At 38.4% G+C, this 22,544-nt stretch carries 23 protein-coding genes; 5 read left to right on the top strand and 18 right to left on the bottom strand.

Features of this window, described 5'->3' with window-relative positions:
- Window positions 1-16 precede the first annotated feature (16 nt).
- The 7 genes from FJQ98_RS00940 to FJQ98_RS00910 form a co-directional block, all read right to left on the bottom strand.
- Window positions 17-379 carry a YxeA family protein gene (locus FJQ98_RS00940; RefSeq protein ID WP_053592639.1) on the bottom strand — a complete coding sequence of 121 codons (363 nt, stop codon included), beginning with the start codon at window positions 377-379 and terminating at the stop codon, window positions 17-19.
- Window position 380: 1 nt separating this feature from the next.
- Window positions 381-2,249 (bottom strand): ABC transporter permease, encoded by a 1,869-nt coding sequence (locus FJQ98_RS00935; RefSeq protein ID WP_053592640.1) that lies wholly within the window; start codon window positions 2,247-2,249, stop codon window positions 381-383.
- Window positions 2,236-3,003: an ABC transporter ATP-binding protein gene (locus FJQ98_RS00930; protein WP_053592641.1), complete on the bottom strand. Its 768-nt coding sequence runs from the start codon at window positions 3,001-3,003 to the stop codon at window positions 2,236-2,238. Before FJQ98_RS00930 ends, FJQ98_RS00935 begins: the two co-directional genes overlap by 14 nt.
- A gap of 271 nt (window positions 3,004-3,274) precedes the next feature.
- Window positions 3,275-3,748 (bottom strand): glutathione peroxidase, encoded by a 474-nt coding sequence (locus FJQ98_RS00925; RefSeq protein ID WP_053592642.1) that lies wholly within the window; start codon window positions 3,746-3,748, stop codon window positions 3,275-3,277.
- 18 nt (window positions 3,749-3,766) lie between these two features.
- Window positions 3,767-5,101: an FAD-dependent oxidoreductase gene (locus FJQ98_RS00920; RefSeq protein WP_053592643.1), complete on the bottom strand. Its 1,335-nt coding sequence runs from the start codon at window positions 5,099-5,101 to the stop codon at window positions 3,767-3,769.
- A 13-nt stretch (window positions 5,102-5,114) separates the two neighbouring features.
- A complete protein-coding gene (locus FJQ98_RS00915) occupies window positions 5,115-6,260 on the bottom strand; it encodes a VanZ family protein (RefSeq protein WP_053592644.1) in 1,146 nt (381 codons plus the stop codon).
- 578 nt (window positions 6,261-6,838) lie between these two features.
- A complete protein-coding gene (locus FJQ98_RS00910) occupies window positions 6,839-7,126 on the bottom strand; it encodes a DUF6509 family protein (RefSeq protein ID WP_053592646.1) in 288 nt (95 codons plus the stop codon).
- A 168-nt stretch (window positions 7,127-7,294) separates the two neighbouring features.
- Here FJQ98_RS00910 and FJQ98_RS00905 point away from each other — a divergent pair, with 168 nt between their 5' ends.
- The 5 genes from FJQ98_RS00905 to tatC all read left to right on the top strand — a co-directional run bounded on the left by FJQ98_RS00905 (window position 7,295) and on the right by tatC (window position 12,773).
- Window positions 7,295-8,479 (top strand): serine-tRNA(Ala) deacylase AlaX, encoded by a 1,185-nt coding sequence (locus FJQ98_RS00905; protein ID WP_053592647.1) that lies wholly within the window; start codon window positions 7,295-7,297, stop codon window positions 8,477-8,479.
- 709 nt (window positions 8,480-9,188) lie between these two features.
- On the top strand, window positions 9,189-9,935 hold the full coding sequence (locus FJQ98_RS00900; RefSeq protein ID WP_053592648.1) for a gluconate 2-dehydrogenase subunit 3 family protein: 747 nt from the start codon (window positions 9,189-9,191) through the stop codon (window positions 9,933-9,935).
- Window positions 9,936-9,952: 17 nt separating this feature from the next.
- Entirely contained in the window at window positions 9,953-11,665 is a 1,713-nt protein-coding gene (locus FJQ98_RS00895; RefSeq protein WP_053592649.1) for a GMC family oxidoreductase, read from the top strand.
- A gap of 47 nt (window positions 11,666-11,712) precedes the next feature.
- Window positions 11,713-11,916, top strand: a complete 204-nt coding sequence (tatA, locus tag FJQ98_RS00890; RefSeq protein WP_053592650.1) for a twin-arginine translocase TatA/TatE family subunit — start codon at window positions 11,713-11,715, stop codon at window positions 11,914-11,916.
- An 11-nt stretch (window positions 11,917-11,927) separates the two neighbouring features.
- Complete coding sequence (gene tatC / locus FJQ98_RS00885; protein WP_053592651.1) at window positions 11,928-12,773, top strand: twin-arginine translocase subunit TatC; 846 nt, start codon at window positions 11,928-11,930, stop codon at window positions 12,771-12,773.
- Window positions 12,774-12,787: 14 nt separating this feature from the next.
- Here the strand turns inward: tatC and FJQ98_RS00880 are convergent, their stop codons facing one another.
- From FJQ98_RS00880 to FJQ98_RS00830, 11 genes are all read right to left on the bottom strand, one after another.
- Window positions 12,788-13,603, bottom strand: coding sequence for a metallophosphoesterase (locus tag FJQ98_RS00880; RefSeq protein ID WP_053592652.1), 816 nt, complete (start codon window positions 13,601-13,603; stop codon window positions 12,788-12,790).
- A 279-nt stretch (window positions 13,604-13,882) separates the two neighbouring features.
- Window positions 13,883-14,605 (bottom strand): amino acid ABC transporter ATP-binding protein, encoded by a 723-nt coding sequence (locus FJQ98_RS00875; protein ID WP_053592653.1) that lies wholly within the window; start codon window positions 14,603-14,605, stop codon window positions 13,883-13,885.
- Window positions 14,598-15,257 (bottom strand): amino acid ABC transporter permease, encoded by a 660-nt coding sequence (locus FJQ98_RS00870; protein WP_053592654.1) that lies wholly within the window; start codon window positions 15,255-15,257, stop codon window positions 14,598-14,600. Before FJQ98_RS00870 ends, FJQ98_RS00875 begins: the two co-directional genes overlap by 8 nt.
- A gap of 85 nt (window positions 15,258-15,342) precedes the next feature.
- Window positions 15,343-16,143, bottom strand: a complete 801-nt coding sequence (locus FJQ98_RS00865; RefSeq protein ID WP_053592655.1) for a transporter substrate-binding domain-containing protein — start codon at window positions 16,141-16,143, stop codon at window positions 15,343-15,345.
- A gap of 469 nt (window positions 16,144-16,612) precedes the next feature.
- Complete coding sequence (locus FJQ98_RS00860; RefSeq protein ID WP_053592656.1) at window positions 16,613-16,972, bottom strand: Na+/H+ antiporter subunit G; 360 nt, start codon at window positions 16,970-16,972, stop codon at window positions 16,613-16,615.
- Entirely contained in the window at window positions 16,950-17,234 is a 285-nt protein-coding gene (locus FJQ98_RS00855; protein ID WP_053592657.1) for a Na(+)/H(+) antiporter subunit F1, read from the bottom strand. Before FJQ98_RS00855 ends, FJQ98_RS00860 begins: the two co-directional genes overlap by 23 nt.
- The gene (locus FJQ98_RS00850; RefSeq protein ID WP_053592658.1) at window positions 17,234-17,716 is read right to left on the bottom strand and encodes a Na+/H+ antiporter subunit E; all 483 of its coding nucleotides are present in this window, start codon (window positions 17,714-17,716) and stop codon (window positions 17,234-17,236) included. Before FJQ98_RS00850 ends, FJQ98_RS00855 begins: the two co-directional genes overlap by 1 nt.
- Window positions 17,716-19,221 carry a Na+/H+ antiporter subunit D gene (locus FJQ98_RS00845; protein WP_053592659.1) on the bottom strand — a complete coding sequence of 502 codons (1,506 nt, stop codon included), beginning with the start codon at window positions 19,219-19,221 and terminating at the stop codon, window positions 17,716-17,718. Before FJQ98_RS00845 ends, FJQ98_RS00850 begins: the two co-directional genes overlap by 1 nt.
- Complete coding sequence (locus FJQ98_RS00840) at window positions 19,214-19,552, bottom strand: Na(+)/H(+) antiporter subunit C (RefSeq protein WP_053592660.1); 339 nt, start codon at window positions 19,550-19,552, stop codon at window positions 19,214-19,216. The genes FJQ98_RS00845 and FJQ98_RS00840 overlap by 8 nt, the downstream gene beginning before the upstream one ends.
- Before the next feature lie 3 nt (window positions 19,553-19,555).
- Complete coding sequence (locus FJQ98_RS00835; protein ID WP_053592661.1) at window positions 19,556-19,978, bottom strand: Na(+)/H(+) antiporter subunit B; 423 nt, start codon at window positions 19,976-19,978, stop codon at window positions 19,556-19,558.
- Complete coding sequence (locus FJQ98_RS00830) at window positions 19,968-22,379, bottom strand: Na+/H+ antiporter subunit A (protein ID WP_053592662.1); 2,412 nt, start codon at window positions 22,377-22,379, stop codon at window positions 19,968-19,970. Before FJQ98_RS00830 ends, FJQ98_RS00835 begins: the two co-directional genes overlap by 11 nt.
- Window positions 22,380-22,544: the final 165 nt, after the last annotated feature.

The following is a 22,544-nucleotide window of genomic DNA, read 5'->3' as shown; positions in this document are numbered from 1 at the left end:
AGGCTACTCCTTCTTCTTATTTCTTCATTAGCTCCTGTACTTTTGCAGGCAGCTCATGGAATTTTATTTCATCAAATGATGTAACTTCTGTTTCTTTTTTTACATAAAGCTTCAAGTATGCATCGTGGCGTAAATTTTTCTGAGCTGAAAACTTTAATGTTTGCTCTTCACCGTTTTTGTCATAAGCAGGTACCTCATACCAATATGACTTCCATATTTCACCGTTGCTTACCTTAAATTCCTCTACTTCACCGTCAGTAGTGATATGAACATAGTAAGCTTCTTTATTTAAACGGTTAAAATCTACGGTCATTAGAACAACAAGACCTGCTACGAACAATATAAACAATGCTCCTATACCTAAGAAAACTTTTTTCATATTAATTCCCCTGTCTAACAATTTTATAGAATGAACGAACTGTAAAGATATAATAGATGCCGTAAATTGCAGAATAAGCAATCATCCACAGTATGACTGGTTTCGTTATATCCATACCAAATAGTTGTGAAAAGGCTAGCAGCGCAAATGCACTATGTGCGATGCCGACAATGAGTGGTGCACTAAAGATAACAGCAACCTGCCCTGCAACTGTTTTTAATATTTGTTTTTTATTAACACCGATTTTATTTAAAATCGCATATTTAGACTGATCTTCCTCTGCCTCAGTTAAAATTTTGAAGTAAATAATACTTCCTGTCGCTGCTAAAAATACTAATCCTAAAAAGCTTCCTACAAACAATAGTGATCCTACAGTAGCTAAACTAGCCTCATAACTTTGCGGAACACTTGAGAATCCTTCCTGCTGTTCAGTAGCTAGTTGATTGGAAATCTCTTTTGAAATCTCCTGTTGCTTCAAGTCATTATCCATACCAACTACTTGCATTTTAACATTCTCTGCATTTGTGGCAGCGAATACTTTATCATTAACAACGAGTACTGTTCCAGCTGGAATAAAGTTTAATACACTCTCTGTATACATTTTATCAACATGGAATGATTCCCCGTTCTCCAATTTAAACTCTTCACCCGTAAAATCATGTGAGAAACGTTCGTCGAAAGTTGCATCAAGTAACACTGTTGAACCATCTGCAATGTGCAGTTCTTCATCTTTCCCCTGCAATTTCGCTAAACGATTATAGTCGGATTCCTTTAATAATGTATATTCAAAAAACGAATATTCATTATCAACACGTAAATTTTTCACAGAAAGTGATTCATTGTACAAGACGTCTTCTTGCGAAAATTTTACCATATCGCCCTTCCACATAAATGTGTTAGGTAACATATGTCGTACAGTTGCTTCCGCATTGTAATACATCCCGAAAACGCCGCCACCTGCTGTGATCGTTGTCGCACTTAAAATAGCGATGATCGAAAGCGATTTAGCATTTGCTCGAATACGGTACAATAATTGTGATACACCAATTAAATTCAAGCCTTTCCATGACCAAGAAGTTGCTTTTTTCAACGCCGTTAATACAAATACGCTAACACTATGGAATAATAGATATGTCCCTGCAATCGTTACACCTATAACCATTAGTGGAGTACCTAGCACTGTGAAAAATTGCCAAATATTGCTCGTAAATATATCTTCAGAGGCTGTATAATATCCAAATGCAATTAGCGCTGTCCCAAGAATAGCTGCTAAGAATGATGCACGTGGAATTTTCTCTCCTTGCTTCTCCGCATGGAACAGGTCAATCAGTTTAAATTGATAAATGACACGATAGCCTTGTAAAGATGTGAATAAAAATAGTAGCGCAAAAATCCATGTTGTATTTACTAGAGCCTCAGGGGAAAATGTTAAACTTCCTACAACCTCAAAGCCCATTAAACGTACTAAGATCATTAATAAACCTTGTGACATAAAGAATCCAAGAACAATTCCTAGTACTAGGGAAACAAAACCGATCACTAAATTCTCAAAAAAGAGCATTAAGCCGATTTTCTGCTTACGCACTCCTAGTAGAGAGTAAAGTGCTACTTCCTTTTTTCGTCTTTTCATAAAAAACGAATTGGAATACGCCATAAAGATGATGATAAAGAATAATAGCACAACAGATGCTGCACTCATCAATCCTTTAATTTGCTGCGATGATTGTTTTAAGGCTGAAAGATCATCATTATATTTCAATGTCACAAACGTAAAGTAGATGACGATACTAAAGACCATCGAAGCGATATACAAAAAGTAATTCGCCAAATTGCGCTGAATATTTTTACGCGCTAAACTAAATAACGTCATTTACTCCACCCCCGATGCCAGCAAGCACCTGTAAAATCTCTTGGAAGAACTGCTTTCTTGTTTGAGTACCACGATGAATTTCCTTAGAAAGCTGTCCGTCTTGAATGAATAAAATGCGCTGGCAGAAACTTGCTGCGAATGCGTCGTGCGTAACCATCATAATCGTGGACGCTTGTGAATTATTTAAATCACTTAAACTTTCAAGCAAGTCTGTTGCTGATTTTGAATCAAGAGCACCTGTTGGCTCATCCGCAAAGATTATTTTCGGCTCTGTTACTAACGCACGTGATGAAGCTGTACGTTGTTTTTGCCCACCTGAAATTTGATATGGATATTTATCGAGTAACTCTTTTATCCCGAACAGTGTAGCTATACGTTCTACCCTTGCGTTAATTGCCTTTGTTGGCACTTTTGCAATCGCAAGAGGCAGTACGATATTTTCCCGAACTGTTAAAGAATCGAGTAAGTTATAGTCTTGGAAGATAAAACCTAAATTATCGCGGCGGAAATCTGCTAACTCAGCATCCTTCATGCGTGCTAAGTTTGTATCACCAATAATAATTTCACCAGTCGTTGGCGTATCAATTGTGGCTAACACATTAAGTAGCGTCGATTTCCCAGCCCCTGAAGGCCCCATTACACCAACAAACTCTCCTTTTTCTACTTCAAATGATATATTCGATAGCGCTGTAAATGTATTTGCGCCTTTGCCGTATGTTTTTTCTACATTTTGTACCTTTAATAATGGCGTCATAAACGCTCACCTCTTCTTTCTGACTTTAGTATACGTCCTCAAACTTACAGCAAATTTGTCGCAAGCTTACAAGAACCTTAAATCACGTGCAATTTATCGAGAAATTTTTGCACTTTATCGAAACACTTTCACGTTTTATCGCCCAACATTTGAATTTTATCGATAAATTTTCATGTTTTATCGCCCAACTTTTAATTTTTATCGACATCTCCACCTTTCAAAAAGCAAAAAAGGATTCACACACAAACTGTGCGTGAATCCTCCAACTTTATTATGCTAAAACTTTTTTTATATCATCCTCAAAGCTACTTGGCTTATCGGCTGATCCATAGCGTCCAACAACCTCACCATTACGATCCACAAGGAATTTTGTGAAATTCCACTTTACACTGTTGCCGAGAAAGCCTTTTGAATGCGATGTTAGATGCTCAAAAATAGCGTGTGCATCCTTCCCATTGACCTTCACAATGTCATGCATAGGGAACGTCACGCCATATGTCAAACGACATTGTGACGCCGCTTCCTCAGCAGTCGCTACCTCTTGCTTAAACTGATTTGAAGGGAAGCCAAGAACAACAAGGCCTTCATCCTGATATTTTTTATATAGATCTTCTAATTCTTCAAACTGCGGTGTAAAACCACATTTTGAAGCCGTATTAACAATTAACATTGCCTTACCCTTATAACGATCTAAGCTATATGCAGTCCCATCTTCTAAAGCAACCTGAATGTCGTAAATGCTCATTTCTAATTACCCCCTACGTTATAAACGCGCATTTATTCTGGCAACCTGCTGTAGCGGATCCCAAACACCATTGAATGGAGGCGCGTAGGCTAAATCTAAATCTAGTAAATCTGGTAACGTCATTTTATTGAATAAGGCTGTTGCAAACACATCGATCCGTTTATCAACACCTGCCGGACCAACAATTTGTGCGCCTAAAAGCTGTTGATCTCGTTTACGAACAACAATTTTAATAAACATTCGTTGGGCACCTGGATAATAGCCTGCAATATGACGCGCAGACAATTTAAATGCCTCATATTCAAAACCTAGCTCTTTAGCATTGCGCTCATTAATACCTGTCGTGGCGATTGTTAAATTGAAAAATTTTAAGATCGAAGTACCCACAATCCCACGAAACGGCGCAAACTTGCCCGACATATTTAGTCCCGCTAAACGACCTTGCTTATTAGCTGTCGTTCCGAGAGGTATATAATCTAAACGTTCTTTCACAATATGAAAATGCGTTGCACAATCACCCGCAGCATAAATATTTTCAACAGAGGTCTCTAAATGTCGATTAACGATGACTGCACCATTTTTAGTCAGTGCTATGCCTGTTCCCTCTAAAAATCGTGTATTCGGTTTAATCCCCACAGCCATAATGACTAAACCTGTATCAAATGCGCCATTGTCCGTCATAACACGCTCAACGCGTTGATTCCCCTCAAACGCCTCTACGTTTGTATTTAGCACAAGCTCGATATCGTTCTTTTTTGCTTCCTCATGAACATGTTGCGCAAGCTCTTCATCTAAAATTCTTGCAACATAACTACCTCGTTGAATCAATCTTACTTTTTTGCCGCAAGCATGTATCGTCTCAGCCATCTCTAGCCCAATATAGCCTGCACCTATAATTGTTACATTTTCAATATCTGGCGTTAAATCAGCTAGTAAATCCTCTAGCTGAGGTATTGTTTTTACTGTGTGTATACCTGCTAAATCCGAACCCTTTTCCACTGGCATAATAGGATCTGCGCCTGTTGCAATAAGTAGCTTATCATAGGGAATTTCAAATGATTCCCCAGATGACTGTGTTCCAAAAACAAGCTGCTTGTCTACATCAATTCCGTTAACCTCATGACCAACACGTGCATCAATACCATACTTATCACGAAACGTTTCTACATCTCTTGCAATGAGACGCTTTGTCGATGAAATACGTCCATCTACAACATAGGGCAACCCACACTGCCCATATGAATAAATAAATCCACGTTCTACAGATGTAATCTCTGCTCCTGGTACATTTCGATATATTTCCATTGCTGCTGACATTCCGGCAGCATCTCCCCCGATGATTACGTATTTCATCCAACAATCCCCCTTATTTTTTTCTCGTTGCTAGTAAGCCTGCATAATAGTCCATATAAAAACGACGTTTACCTCCACTTACAATGACACGTATTACATGAATAGCAATAACCATTGTTAGAACAAAGTTTGCTATAAAGGCTAACAATGTAATGACAATTTGTAGTATATAAAATGGTGAATCCATATCTAATTTTATCTGGCCTATAATTGTTATAATCTCCGAAGTACAGACTACTACGAGAATAGCAACACAACGGCGCCAAGATTGACTTACAATGCTTTTGCCGTTTTCACTTACCATTGTAAATCGCATAAACTTCATCCCTAATGTTGCACCTTTTGTAAAGCTTGGAACAACACCAAATAACAACATATACAAAGCAATTTTTACTAAAAACTCGAAAATGTCACTATAGCCTGTTACGACACTAACGAAGAACAAAATGACATGTACTATAAATACATCTATTGCTAGTGCCAACAAAATAGATAATGGTTTGACAATATCTTTCTCGACCATTTCTGTTGTTTTAGCCGTCACCTCTTCATGAGATGGAAACAGCGCCCACACAACAGGGGCTAAGAAGAACCCTAATAGTGCACCAACACTGTTAAGTATTAAATCATCCACATCAAAAATTCGATACGCACAATTAAAGATGCCATAAATCCCTGTATATTGGGTTACCTCATAAAACAATGTTAGCAAAAAGCTAAATAGAAATGCACGCTTCCAGTACTCTCTTTTTTTAAGAAAATAACGCAAGTACACGCCAAACGGCATGAGCAGTAAGAAATTATAAAATGCCTGATAAAAAGCAGGCTGCTTTGGGATATAAATCCATGTTGATGGATTCGTCAAAACAATCCCACTATCCTTTAAAATATCAGTGACAAATTGAAAAGGATGTAAATTATAATGGACTGTATCTGGGGCTTGCAGAGAGCAAGTATCACGTGTTTCTGGGAAAGGCAATAAAACTAAGCATAATGCCGATAAGAAGTAAAAAATAAATGAGAACGTAATAATCGTTTTGGATACAGATAAGTAGCCATATTTCCGATACGTATAAATTAGCCAAGGTACAAATAGTACAAAGGATGCGAAAATTGTTATTAAAAAAGCCACCATAATAGAATTTGTATAAACTGACATAGAACACCTCTTCGTTTAAAAATCGGCTCTTCACCATAACGTGGGATTGATTTCCGTTCCGGCTGGGCGCTTTGTTGCTGACGCTTCGCTTTCGCAAAGCTTCCTGGGGGCGTCCGATGAGCCGCTTTGCTTCGCTGTAGGGTCTCGGGCCAACACGATGTTGGTCACGAAGGCGTTATCACAGGATGTGATGCTTTTAGCCTTCGTTCCTCTATCGCTAATCCCCAAGGAGTCGCCCAACCTCCACTCCAATCAACTATATACATAGCATACGTTTTAAAAAATATTATCCCTAACTTTTAATGATAAATTTAAAAATCCCCGTTTTTTTATATCTTAAACATAGTTTAGCTCATGAACACAACAAGATTATTTCACCAATCTTAAATAATCCTTAATTTATTTAAAAATAAGGCAGTCAAAAGATATTTTTGGACATAAAGTTAAAATTCCACGTAGACTCCCAGGAGACAAACAAGAGTACACCAATGTAACTCTTGCCTGCCCACTGAAAGAAAAGCGGAATTTTACCAAATAAAAATATTAATTTTTGTTTGGAGGACTTTTACACGAGCATATTATGCTTTTGTAATTTCCTCTTTGCAGAATGCTAAAATTTCTTCTAGCTCTTCATCCTCTAATGCAAAATCTAAATACTCACCTTTAGCTTTTTCCAGGATGAAGTAATTTAAAATAAATGGCTCTTCACCTTTTTCAGCAATTAATACACGAATTTCAATTCCTGCTTCGTGATAAAGTTCATCTTCCTCATCAATATCTACATCTAAAATAAATTCATAACGCTTGCCTTCAATAATGTTTGTTGGATCTAAAATTTCTTCCATTGAGAATTGTGTAATTTCCATTGTATTATCTCCTTTAAGTTAACCTGTTCTTTTATATATTAAATCAAATTCAGCATGGGTCAACTAGAAAACTCGTATACACTTGAAAGTAATTATGCCAAAATAAAATGGAACTAATTGAGAGACCTGCTTCTCTTAAGAATACTCTACATAAAGGAGGCTTTTTTCTTGAAAGAACTACTATATTATCAAGATGTTATGCTACGTGAATTTAAAGCAACAGTTATCAACAATGGAACTGATAAAGATGGCCGTAACTACGTGGTGCTATCTAATACTGCATTTTATCCAACAGGAGGCGGACAACCTCATGATACAGGTACTTTAAATGATATCGAGGTCATTGATGTTGAGAAAATTAATGATGAAATTCTTCATTATATTCAAGGCGACTCTTCGACTTTGGCGGGAGAAGTGCATGGTAAATTGAATTGGCAACGACGTTTTGATCATATGCAGCAGCATGCAGGTCAACATATTTTAACAGCGGCTTTTGTCGAGCTTTTTGATGCACCAACTGTTAGCTTCCATTTGGGTAGTGAGCAGGTCACAATTGATATTGCCGTGGATGCCCTAACAGAAGAACAACTTGTAGCCGCGGAAGCCCGTGCCAATGAAATGATTCTAGAGAATCGTCCAATGGAAACGAAATGGATTACAGAAAAAGAACTTGAAAACTATAGCCTACGTAAAGAGGTAGCCGTCACAGGAGATATTCGACTTGTTATTATTCCTAACTTTGATTACAACGGCTGTGGCGGTACCCATCCAACATCAACGGGACAAGTAAGTGCGATAAAGATCCTTGGCACAGAGAAAATGAAGGGCAATATTCGTGTCTCCTTTGTCTGTGGTCACCGAGTTTTAGCAGAGCTTGCCATGCGAAAGAAAGTACTAGCTGACGTTGCAAGACAATTAAGTGTACCTGAAGCAGAAGCGGCTACAGCACTTACAAAAATCTTAACAGCACAGAAATATACAGAAAAAGCACTCTTAGCAGCAAAAGAAGAGCTGCTAAATTATGAAGCAAAAGCGCTAGTCTCTAGTAAAAAACGTATTATTACTGCAGCCTTTACTCAGCGTACTATGCAGGAGCTTCAAAAATTAGCAAGAACTATTGTCGCTGAGCAGACAGAATCTATCGTATTACTCGTTTCAAAAAATGAAGACAAGCTTCAGTTTGTAGCAGCACGTGGCGCAAAAGTTGAGAAAAGTATGAAGGATATTGCTGCAAAGGCACTGCCACTCATTAATGGAAAAGGCGGCGGCAGTGATCAAATGGTACAAGGCGGTGGCGAGCGTATTATCTCTGCCGAACAACTATTGGAAGCTATGCAAGAAGTACTTAACTGACCTTTTCGATAATAAATTACCAAATAGGAGCTGCCCCATTGCTAGGGTAGCTCCTTTGTTGTTAAAAACTATTTATGTCAATGAGATCAAGATGTCCTATTTAAATAAAATATGACTCTTTGGCAAAACGAGGGGTTGATTTCCGTTCCGACTGAGGCGCTTTTGTTGCTGTGCGAAAGCGAAGCGGCAATAACAGTAGATGTACAATTGCGTCACTGATATAAGTTTATTCTGTTCGAGCTTCCTGCAGAGAAAGCGAAAAAAGTGACTCGACTTTCGCCCACAGGGAAACGAATAGCCTGAAACAGAAATCACCCTCATTTAAAGCGCCACAACATTCACAAATGTTTCCTTAACCATTTTGTTTTTCAACCCTATAAAGAGCTATCCTTACTTGGCCAGCTCCTTTATTTATTCATTCACAATCATTATCACTTGCTACACTTTCACGTTCTTCTTTTACTGCCTTCTCCTACATCGATGCTTAAACTTCCTCATTATTCGCAGATACCTGCTCATTGAAGCGTTCATCCCCTTCGCAACTCACATTTATCAACAACTTACCCACAACTTAACTAAATTACAACAAAATGAATTATCTATTTGGATTAAATTTAAAAATTTCCCAAGTATACCTGATTATAATTTACTTTTTTTGCTGATTATAAAAAATAGGATAGTTTCTATACATTTTGAGGGGAGGATTTCTATGAGTCCAGAAAAGGATGTTTCACGTCGTGATTTTTTAAAAACAACAGGAATCGCTGCAGGTACATTAGTCGGCGGTGGATTAATTGGGGGTCTTGTAGGCTATAACATGCATGGAAAAGGAACGACCACGTTAGAGCATGGTCAGCATGGAACTGCTACTGAAGAGACTGGCTCGCCGAAAGCTAAAATGTTTTTTATGAATCAAAGGGATTTTAATATTTTAGCAAATGCTACTGAACGTATTTTCCCTGAGGATGATTTAGGTGCAGGGGCAAAGGGCTTGGATGTGCCTTATTTTATCGATCAGCAGCTAGCTGGGCAATATGGAAGTAATTCCAAAGAATATATGCATGGACCATTTGGTGAAGGTGCTCCAACACAGGGCTATCAGAGTCGATTAACCCGCGCAGAAATTTTTAAGCAAGGTGTTCAAAAATTGGAGTCGGAAGCACAGAATCGCTATAAAAAGAGCTTTAATGATATAGATGGTAAGCAAATGGATGAGATTTTAACTGCCTTCCAGAAAGGCGAAGTGCAAATGAGTGGTGTCACATCTGCTTTCTTCTTTACTTTATTACGTGCAGCGACAATAGAAGGCGCTTACTCTGACCCAATATATGGCGGGAATCGTAATATGGATGGCTGGCGTATGAAGGGCTTCCCTGGTCATCAAATGGCGTACATTACTCAAATCGAAGATCCGAAATTCCAAAAAATTGAGCCTAATTCATTAGGCAGCCACTAATATAAGGGGGTTAGAAAATGGCAACAACATTACCAGGTGTAGACGTTGTAACAGTCGGTGTAGGTTGGACTGGCGGCATTATCGCTGCAGAGTGTACAAAGGCTGGCTTGAAGGTCGTTGGTCTGGAGCGTGGACAAAAGCGTGGCACAGAAGATTTTCTGACTATCCATGACGAGTATCGTTATGCAATTCGTTATGATATAATGCAAAATCTTTCAAAGGAAACTGTAAGCTTCCGTAATAATCGCAATATGAAGGCTTTGCCTATGCGTCAGCTTGGTTCCTTTTTACTTGGTGAAGGGCTTGGTGGCTCTGGCACACACTGGAACGGTATGACCTATCGCTTCTTACCGTATGATTTTCAAATTAAAACATTGACAGACAAACGTTATGGTCCGAATAAGCTTGGAGCTGATTATTTATTACAGGATTGGGGATTAACATACGATGAACTTGAGCCCTATTTCGACAAATTCGAAAAAACGGCAGGTATTTCCGGAGATGATAAAAATCCATTTAGCGGAAAGCGTTCAAATCCTTATCCGACGGGACCTATGAAAATGACCCCGATGCTTACACAATTTGAAGAAGCTACAAAAAAATTAAAATTATCGCCCTACATGGTTCCTTCTGCAAACGTATCAGAAGTTTATAAGAACCCTGACGGTGAAACGATTAATGCTTGTCAATATTGCGGCTTCTGTGAGCGCTTCGGTTGTGAATATGGCGCCAAATCATCTGCAGAGGTTACTGTTGTCCCTACTGCATTAAAAACGGGTAATTTTGACCTGCGCTATAATTCCAATGTTGTTGAAATCTTAAAGCAAGGCAATAAAGTAACTGGTGTCCGATACATCGATACGATATCTGGTGAAGAATTTATTCAACCAGCAAATGCTGTTGTACTTACGAGTTATGTCTTTAATAATGCCAAGCTATTAATGGTTTCTAACATCGGAGAACGATATGATCCAGCTACTGGAAAAGGAACACTTGGAAGAAACTATTGCTATCAAATACTCCCTGGAGCTGCAGGATTCTTTGATGAGCAGTACAACACATTTATGGGTGCAGGCTCACTCGGTATGAGTTTAGATGACTATAATGGCGATAATTTCGATCATAGTGACTTAGATTTTATTCACGGTGGAAATATAGCTCTGACGCAAACAGGTGCACGTCCTATCGGCTCAAACCCAACACCTCCTGATACACCAACATGGGGACCAGAATTTAAAAAGCAATCGATTCATTACTATACACGTTCATTCGGGATTGGTGCACAAGGGGCTTCGATGCCACATAAAGAAAATTATTTGTCTCTTGATTCTACGTATAAGGATGCTTACGGCTTACCTCTAATGCAATTAACGTACAACTTTACTGATCAGGATCGCGCGCTTCATAAATATATTTCGGCACGTGCAGCTGAAATTATGAAAGAAATGGGCGCCAAAATTGTTGTCCCAAACGCTGAAATCACTGATTACAATATTGTCCCGTATCAAACAACCCATAATACAGGTGGAACAGTTATGAGCTTAAAACCAGAGGACGGCGTTGTAAATAACTATCTGCAGCATTGGCATGTAGAAAATCTTTTTGCTGTGAGTGCTGGAAACTTTCCTCACAATAGTGGTTATAATCCTACAGGTACTTTAGGGGCACTAGCTTACCGCTGTGCAGAGGGTGTTGTGAAATATAGTAAATCAGGTGGTTCCTTAGTTTAACAAGTAAATCGGTATAGCTAGACATTTTATTAAAAGGAGGCAAGACTATGGGAGGTCTTGGAGCAATTGGAGTACCTGGGTTAATCATCATTTTAGTCATTGTTTTAATCGTGTTTGGTCCAAGAAAATTGCCTGAAATCGGCGGTGCAGTCGGTAAAACATTTGCAGAGTTTAAAAAGTCCACGAAGGGGCTTATCGATGATGAGGATGAACCAGCGAAAAAAGTTGAAAAAAAATCTGACGCTTCGTAGGAGGTTTTCCTATGGATCCATATGAAGAAGAAAAAAGAAAATATTTAAGTCCACTTGATAAGAAAGAAGCTGAGCCTCTCACACCTGTGGAGGCTTTTGTTGAAATTCCAATAGAAACAATTGAACAGGATACGGTAGCTGATGAACCACTTTTTCCAGTGGCATCATTACTTGAACATCTTACAGAACTGCGAAAACAAATTATTAAAGGGCTTATCGTATTTATTTTATTTTTTATTATCGTACTCTCTACCATTAATATTTGGTTTCCTTATGTCACTCGAGGGCATTCTCTAATTATTTTAGGGCCGTTAGAGGTAGTTAAGTTTTACATGACAATTTCCACAACACTAGCATTCGGACTAGCTATGCCATTTTTAGTTCATTTTTTGTGGAGCTTCGTAAAGCCAGGTTTAAAAGAAGAAGAAAGCCGCTTCCTCGGTCTTTATGCACCTGTTATGCTTGTACTCTTTTTATTAGGTGTAGCTTTTGGTTACTTTATTGTTAATCCACTTAGCTACTCATTTTTAGTGGGCGTAGGGGCAACTAATTTTGATGTTATGGTATCAGCAAGTGAATATATGCATTTTTTAGTGATGACAACTGTACCACTAGGACTACTCTTTGAATTACCAATCGTAGCCCTCTTTTTATCGTCCATTGGTGTACTAACTGCTGACTCCATGAAAAAAATACGAGGCTGGTCCTACATCGCGATGGGTGTTGGTTCTGCTGTGATTACACCACCCGACTTTATTAGTCAGCTACTCGTATTAATTCCAATGCTTATTTTATATGAAATAAGCATCTATCTTGTTAAACGTATAGAGCGTAAACAAATAGAAAGCACTGCGTAGCAAAGACGCAGTGCTTATTTTTTCTTTAATTCCATTACAAGAATCTCTGGTGGATTAAAAATTCGAAATGGTACTGTACTATTACCTAATCCTCGACTAACGGCCATAGTTGTTGTTCCTTCCTCAATAACTCCAGCCGTATATTTCGGGAATACTCCCTGTCCTCGTGCGAAAAGACCGCCGATACCAGGAATTCGAACTTGTCCACCATGTGCATGTCCTGCAAATACTAAATCAATTCCAAACTCCACATACGTATTAAACACTTCTGGTCGATGTGCTAGTAAAATCGTTAATACATTTGGTGGAACATTTTTTGTTGCTATCTCTAGCATTTCTTTCGTTGTTCTACCTGATAACGGATCTTCTATGCCCACAATCGCCAAGCGCTCCCCGTCGCGCTCAATGACGGTCGATTCATTGGACAACACATGTACACCTAACGATGATAGCTCCTCATAAATTACATTCACTTTATTCGTCGCTACTTCATGGTTTCCTAGTACATAATAGACATCCGCTAATTTAACTAATCCTCTAACAGCCTGCAAGCTTCGCTCCAAATTATAACGATTACTATCAACTAAATCACCTGTAATAAAAATCAGGTCAGGATTTGTTGTCTTCACCTTTGCTATGAGTTTCTCTTGATGTTCGCCAAAGAGAGCATCCTGTAAATCTGTTATTTGCGTAATGCGTAGCCCATCAAAGCTGGCGGGCACTTTTTCTGACTCGAATTCATGCTTGCTTACAACCAGCCAATGATTGTTTACGTACAAAAAAATGACTATAAAAACAACAAAAAAAGCTACATATAATAATTTTTTCAATCGCAATCGCTCACTTTATGGCTACTTATTCAGAATCAACTCTGACTCTACTATTATAAGCATAAAACTGACTGATTGTAAGCACATACACATAAAATCCATAGATTGCACAAAAAAGTAACCCAAAATCATTCCCATCGAGTCACTCTTCATTTCACGCTTTGGTGTTTCTTAAATCTCTCCAAAAGATTTCGTATGACCGCCCCTCCATTGGTTTCAACAAGATGCCTAGTTCCCGAACGCTCCTTATAGATACCGTAAAAAATGCGTTTCCTCGTTTTATAGTACTTTTTCTAAGAAATCTTTCGCACGTTGTGTTGACGGTGCTGTAAAAAATTCCTCTGGTGATGCATCCTCAATTAATTTTCCGCCATCAAGGAATAGTATACGGTCAGCCACTTCACGTGCAAAGCCCATCTCATGCGTTACGATTAACATCGTCATCCCAGTGTCAGCAAGATTTTTCATAACGGCTAATACCTCTTTTACCATTTCAGGGTCAAGAGCTGAAGTAGGCTCGTCAAATAAAATTACTTTTGGATCCATTGCTAGTGCTCGAGCAATAGCAACACGTTGTTTCTGTCCTCCCGATAGACGGTTTGGATATTCATTGCGCTTTTCAAATAGGCCTACTTTCGTTAATAAATCTTCTGCCTTTTTGATAGCCGCTGACTTATCCACTCCTTTCACATTAATCGGTGCATATGTTAAATTTTCAAGTACCGTTTTATGAGGAAAAAGATGAAAATGCTGAAATACCATGCCGACTTCTTCACGGATCTTCATAATATTTGTCCCTTTGTCCGTTAGAACGTCGCCCGCAATTGTAATCTTTCCGCTCGTTGGCTCTTCTAATAAATTTAAGCAGCGCAGGAATGTTGATTTACCAGATCCTGATGGTCCAATAATGGCGATTACTTCTTTTTCTTTAACTTCTGTTGAAATACCTTTGAGTACTTCATTTTGTCCATATGATTTGTGTAAATCTTCAATTTTAATCACTTTTTCTCATTCCTTTCTCAATTCGTTTACCAAGGAACGTTAATACTAGCGTCATAATGTAGTAGATCACACCTGCAAATAGTAAAGGCTCAAGATAGCGATATGTTGAACCACCTACAATGTAAGCACGGCGCATAATATCAAGCGCACTAATAACCGTGACAACAGCTGTTTCTTTATTTAATGTAATAAACTCATTTACTAAAGATGGTAAAATATTTTTTACGGCTTGTGGAATAATAATATCTTTCATCATTTTTGCATATGGAATACCTAGCGCTTGTGCCGCTTCCATCTGTCCTTTATCAACCGCATTAATACCAGCGCGAATGATTTCTGAAATATAAGCACCTGAGTTTAACCCGAATGCAATGATAGCCGTTGGAATTGGTTCAATTTGAATATCTAATAACTGTGGGACGGCATAGTAAATAATCAATAATTGTAGTACGAGCGGTGTACCACGGAAAATCGATGTATAAAAATCTGCAAACCAACGCAAAACATTCACTTTACCAATCTTACATAATGCTAATAATATACCAACTATAAAACCGATGATGGATGCACCGATTGCAATTTGAAGTGTAACACCTATCCCTTTTAATATATAAGGAATAGAGGGAATGATAGCTGTAAAATCTAAATTCACAGCGCCCCCTCCTTTCTTGTTCTCTTTTAAGGAAACGAAAAGCGCAAGCGATAGCCCAAAATAGAGCTATCGCAAGTCAATTGGCTTATTCAACTTTTTCTAACCATTTTTCTTCTAGCTCTTGAATTTTACCTTCATCAGCTAATTCTTTTAATGCTTTGTTAATTTTATCTTTAAGATCGCTACCTTTTGGAATAGCGATTGCTTTGAAGTCTTCAGGTTGCTCTTCGACTGGGAACGCTACTAATTTATCGTTTGTTTTCAGATAACCTTTCGCCACGCCACCCTCTAAAATTCCAGCATCTAAACGTTTAGACATCATGTCTTGGATAATTTCAGGAATTCGTGTACGTCCTTCAACCTTTGCATCTACTTTTTTAGCAATATCATTACCTAAATTTTCTTGGATAGAAGCTGTTTGCACACCGATTTTTTTACCATCTAAATCAGCCTCTTTTTTAATACCGCTATCCTTTTTGACAATAATCACTTGCTCCGTTTGATTATATTTATCAGAGAAGTCTACAACTTCTTCGCGTTCTTTGTTCGGTGACATACCAGAAATAACAATATCAACTTTACCTGCTTGTATAGCTGGCACTAGGCTATTGAAGTCCATATCTTGAAATTGCATTTCTACATCAATTTTTTCACCAACTAATTTAATTAAATCAATATCAAAGCCAATAATTTCTTCACCTTTTGCAGCATCAACATACTCGAATGGTGCATAATCAGCTGAAGTACCTACTTTTAATACTTGCTTTTGTTCAGTGCCTTCGTCAGCATTTGAATTTTTATCGCTTGCTTTATCATCTTTTGCGCCACATGCTGCTAGTACACCAATTACTAGAACGAGCATGAGCGTGAAAAACTTGTTCTTCATATTCAATGATCTCCTTTTATTTATGTTTTATTGTCTATGAGAATCTAGTTCTCGAAAATAGTCAAATGGATATTTATTCACTTTAGAGAATAAATACTCTATCTGCTAATAAGATATACTCTTTTGAAATAATAATCAAGCTAAACTCAAACTTTTTTAACAAAATATTATACACGAAATTTTCTGATAAATCTATCTATTTAAACTTTCCCATAGAAATTTAGCTTATCACCATAACGTGGGGTTAATTTCCGCTTCGCTTGCGCTCTATGATCCCATCTGTGACGTTATCCCTCAGGCGTCGCCCAGCCTCCACTCCAATCAACTTTTATACATAGCATACATGAACAATTTATACTTACCCTTTCGTTTTGAATAACTTAGACTTTTTTTATGCACCTTTCTTTTCAGCCAAGGCGAAATCGATTCAACAAAAAAGACCCCCAAAAATGGAGGTCTGCCTCATATCTTATTTTTCATCTGCAAATAGCTTTTCCTTCAGCTCATCTTCCCCTGATCCTTCTGCTAAAGGCACGCGGGAGCGATACGCTGCACGACATATTAAATGCCCTGCCACAGGAGCCGTTACAAAGACGAAGGTAATTCCTAAAATTAAACGTACACTAACATAGCCATCATGCACCCAAAAGTAAATAAATGCGCCTAATAGACATGTTAAGACCGACAATGTTGAACTTTTCGTTGCAGCATGTGAACGCGTGTATACGTCAGGTAAACGAATCATTCCAAATGCACTAATAACACTTACAATGGAGCCAATCAAAATGAGTATGACTGCCGCCCATTCAATCATTTGATTTACGTTCAACAATCACACCTCTTTCAATATATTTCGTAAACGCAATCGTGCCGATAAAAGCTAAAATACCTAATATTAAAATGGCTTCTAAATACGCCTTAGTCTTCAATATAATTGAAACGATAGCGATTGCTGAAAGTAAATTAATACCTATTGTATCAAGTGCTATGGCACGGTCAGGCAAAGAAGGACCCCGAATAACACGAAATAACGACAATGCAATAGATACACTGAATAATGCGAGAGCCAATAGTAAAATTTTTTCAATCATTAACGTGTCACCTCCATGATCGCTTGTTCAAATTTTCCTATTGAACGAATGACAGCTTCTTTCGACTGTTCAATATCCATCGCATGAATATAAAACACATCTCCCTCTTCAGAAACCTCCATTACTACTGAACCTGGAGTAAGTGTGAGCAACAACGCAAGCACTGTTACTTCCCAATCTCCCTTGAGTGCTGTTTTATACGTAAATATACCAGGAGTAATATTGAGCTTCGGAGTAGTAATTTGTCTTAACACGCTGTAACTCGATAATAGTAGCTCCCAATTAAAGAGCCATAATAATTTAATGATTGAAAACACACGTCGCAAATAAAATTGTGTGCCATAAAAGCGATGCATAGCATATAAAATCCCTATACCGACGATAAAACCCATTAAAAATGTCGAAAACTGCGGAATAACTTCATCCTGTAACAATAACCAAAGTGTTGCGATAAATAAATTTAAGATAAATTGCATCGCCATTATTTATTCACCTCACCTTGCCATGTTGTGCCATCCAGCACTGCATCAATATAGATCGATGGTGTGTAGAGCGTTTCTGCTGCGTCTGTTACATATGGAGCCATCCATTCAGCTCCAATTCCTAAACCAATTGTACAAGCTGCTAACAATGCTAGTGGCAATACCATACGCTTTGGTAACGGCTTTTCATCCTCTAGACTAATAATTGTTTCCCCAAAGAATGACGAGAGAAATATTCGTAATAGGGAATACAAAACAATTAAACTAGATAAAAACCCTAGTCCTAGTAGAACAAAATTTCCGCCCTCTATAGCTCCTTGTCCAATTAAAACCTTACCCAAAAAGCCACTTAATGGTGGTATACCTGCAAGTGAACACATGACAATAAAGAATAACCAGCCAAAAAGAGGATAATTTCGAATAAGCCCACTCATTTTATCGATAACCGTTTCACCAGTAACATAAATCATCGTCCCAACTGCTAAAAACAACATGGCCTTAGCTACCATATCATGCATCAAATAGTAGGTTACGCCCTGTAAGGCAGACTCAGTACCGATGGCAAGACCAGCTACTATAAATCCAACACCAATAAGGACGTTATAAGAGGCAATTGTTCTTACATCCCGTCCTGCCAGTGCTCCCATACATCCAGCAATAATCGTAAGCCCTGCCATGACTCCAAGTGCCATATGTGTCACTTCCGTATTATTTGGGAAAAGTAATGTAAAGGTGCGGACGAGCGCATAAATTCCAACCTTTGTTAATAATGCTGCAAAAAGTGCTGCTATAGCTGTTGGAGGTACACTGTATGAGCCTGGAAGCCAGAAGAATAATAATAGGCCAGCCTTCAAGCTAAAGACAATTAAGAAAATAAGAGCCACAGTCGTGATCAGTGGGTCAGCTCCTAGCTCCATCACGCGGACAGAAATATGTGCCATATTCAACGTTCCAACGGTTCCATATAAAAAAGCTAATGCCACTAGGAAAATCCAAGATGCAACAATATTGATGAGTACATATTTTAACGCCTCGCGCAGCTGAACTTTCTCGCCACCTAAACTAATAAGTGCATAAGAAGCAAGTAACATAACCTCAAAGCACACAAACAGGTTAAAAATATCCCCTGTTAAAAATGAACCGTTAACTCCCGCTACCATAAGTAGGACAAACGGGTAAAAATACATCTTTTCAAAGCTCTTACCGATTGTGAAAATGGCATATAACAAACAAATGACTGCAACAATATTTGCTGTTAACACAAGTAGGACTGCGAATGAATCAGCAACAAATAAAATGCCGAATGGCGGTGCCCAGCCACTAAAATCAATACGCATCACGCCTTGTTCCTGAATCTCTAGCAATAAAATGACACTAATAAGGACAACAAAGCTTAATGTCAATAAACTAATGATGCGCTGCAAAAAAACATTTTCACGTAAAAACACAAGTAAAATCGCCGTAATAACCGGCACTATTAATGGTAAAACAATCAAATTACTCATCCGGCGTACCTCTCAATTCATCAAAATTAGCCGAACCGTTAGTTTTATAAGCTCGGTAACCGAGAACAAGCACGAACGCCGTCACTGCAAAGCTAATCACGATCGCAGTTAAAATTAATGCTTGCGGTAGAGCATCTGTGTAAGGACCTTCCGATTCTTCTAAGAGTGGCACGTTCCCTTTTTTCAGTCCACCCATCGTTAAAATCAGTAAATGCGCCGCATGCGATAATACCGCAGTTCCTAGAATCACACGTAATAACTGTTTCGAGAGGATTAAGTACGTCCCAACAGCTACTAATACACCAACTAAAACTAGTATTAAAGACTCCATTGGCTACTCATCCTCACTTATACTTAAAATAATTGTGACCACAACACCTACAACAGTTAAAGCTACGCCAGCTTCAAAAATCGTTACAGTCGAAAAACCCATTTTCCCGAATATCGGTACATTTATATAACTATGTGCCTGCGTTAAAAACGGTACATCCAAAAATAATGAGCCGATAGCTGTGCCTGTTGCAAGTAATACTCCGAGCGCTGCAACTTTTTTAAAATCAAATGGTATCCCTTTATGCACTGTTTCAATGTCATACGCTAAATACAGTAGAACAATGCCAGAGGCTAGCACGAGACCACCTATAAAACCTCCACCTGGAGCATGATGCCCTGCAAAGAATAGATAAATACCAAGGGTTAAAATAATGAATACGATTGTCTTTGTGACAGTACGTAAAATGACGTCATTAATTTTCATGGTCCGTCTCCTCCTTTCGCGGCTTCAGCTTCGTTAGTGCATACACCCCTAAGCCAGCAATCAGAAGAACGACAACTTCTAGCATCGTATCAAATGCACGGAAATCGCCTAATATTGTGTTTACAATATTTGAACCACCCGCTAGTTCGTAGGAATCATTAAAATAAGTGGCCACTGGCTCAAAGCGATCGAAATGGACAACCGCTAAGCCAATTAATGTAACTGTGGCACCAACGAAAATGGATATAACCGCCTTAGACCATTGCACTTTTTTATGGGAGGCTTCAGGCATTAAATCAGGTAAATATTTAAAGCATAGAAGGAATAAAGCCGTTGTTACAGATTCAACAACTAATTGGGTCAACGCTAAATCAGGAGCACGGAAAATAACAAAGAAAAAGGCAATTGAATAGCCAAGCACGCCATTCAACAGCATTGCCGTTACTCGTCCTTTGGCGAAAATCATCCATACAGCTGCGAACATCATCACAAATACTAAAATGAGCTCATAGGACTCAATTGTGGAATCCTTCGCAAAATCAAATGCAATTGCATCCGACCAAATAAAATATCCTGCAATTAAAGCAACAAAGAATACATATATATAGATGAAATAATGTGTTAAATTACCTGTCATATAGCGATTAGTAAGTTTTGCAGAACTATTTTCACTAAACTCAATCATACGATTGTAATACGTATTAAAGGTATATCTTTGAGGGAATATCCGATACAAAGGCTTCCATCTTTTTAACGTTTTAAATAAGATCGTTCCAATAATAATTACTCCAAGAGTCATTAACACTTCTGCATTAATGCCATGCCACGCATGAATATGTGGTGTTAATTCACTAGTTAATGGGAATGTTGGATAAATACTCGCCATAGCAGGTTCTAAAATATAATGTCCTAGCACATTTGGGAAGAAGAAAATCCCAACTACGAAAACGCACAGTATGATTGGCGAAAGTAGCATGCCTAAAGGAGCTTCATGCGGTTTTTTATCCACCTTATCTGGCTGTAGTTTTCCGAAAAACGTTCGACTTATTAAAATCACACTGTAAACAAATGTAAAAATACTTGCCACCCACGCCACTATTGGAAATAGCAATCCCACATCAGAAATTGAAAACGCCTCTACATCGCGAATAGCTAGTACCGCAGTGAAAAACATTTCTTTACTTAAGAAGCCATTAAACGGAGGTAATCCAGCCATAGAAAACCCGCCTATAACTGCAATGGTGAAAGTTACAGGCATCAAGGCCATTAAACCTCCGAGACGGCGAATATCTCGTGTTCCCACTTCATGATCGACAATACCGACCATCATGAACAGGGCACCTTTAAACGTGGAGTGATTAATGAGATGAAACAACGCTGCAAAGCTTGCCTGCGTATAAAAAACGGTATTTTCAGCATAACCGTAATAATGACCGACTGACCCTAGCCCAAATAAACTCATAATCAAACCAAGCTGACTAACCGTTGAAAAGGCCAGCAACGCCTTTAAATCCGTTTGACGCACAGCATTAAACGAACCCCAGAACAACGTTACAAGGCCAACGACACTTACCAGCCAGAACCAGACAGCCTCTCCTCCAAATATTGGGGAAAAACGTGCAACTAAATATATACCGGCCTTTACCATTGTTGCCGAGTGTAAATATGCACTGACTGGTGTTGGCGCCTCCATCGCATCTGGTAACCAAATATGGAAAGGAAACTGTGCAGATTTTGTAAATGCACCGATTAGAATAAGAATTAACGCTGGGATAAACAGTGTATGATCACGTATAACCTCTACATTGGCTACGATTTCACGAATACTAAATGTATCTGATGCCACATGAAGCATTAGAAATCCTGCAAGCATTGAAAGGCCACCGAAAACGGTAATGGTCATGGCTTTTCTTGCACCAGCGCGAGATGCTTTTCGATGATGCCAAAATGCAATTAACAGGAATGATGACACACTTGTTAGCTCCCAAAATGTGTATAATACCATTAAATTATCTGAAAAGACGACGCCAAGCATAGCGCCCATGAATAGTAATAAATAGCAGTAAAAATGATGAAGAGATTCTTTCGTTGATAAATAAAAAATAGAATATAAAATGACTAAACTACCTACACCCGTAATCAGCAAACCAAAAATCATACTGAGTCCGTCGAGGTAAGTTGTGAAATTTATATCAAAAGAGGGAATCCACTCATATGTATGAATAAACGTTTTACCCCCGGCTATTTGAGGAATGTAGCGCGCGAGTAAAAGAAACAAGATGAATGGAACGGATAAAACAAACCAGCCAAGATGTGCAACACGCCTTAGTTGCCTATAAAGTAGTGGAATAAGCGCAGCACAAACAAATGGTAAAAGTATCGCAATGAGAACTGTAACCAAATGAAAACCTCCTACTATCAATTTCGTTCAACAATTTGCTGTTTGATATGATGCGAAAAACTGTAGATATGAGACAATAGCCGATAATAAAGTATTCCCAAATCTGCTGAAGTTACTACGTTTATCCTTTGCTTCACGCACAAAAAATCAATAACAATTGCTGGA

This window comes from Lysinibacillus agricola (assembly GCF_016638705.1).
GTDB classification, from domain to species: domain Bacteria; phylum Bacillota; class Bacilli; order Bacillales_A; family Planococcaceae; genus Lysinibacillus; species Lysinibacillus agricola.
The sequence above is the reverse complement of the archived record's forward strand: the minus strand, read 5'-3'. Positions and strand labels throughout refer to the sequence as shown.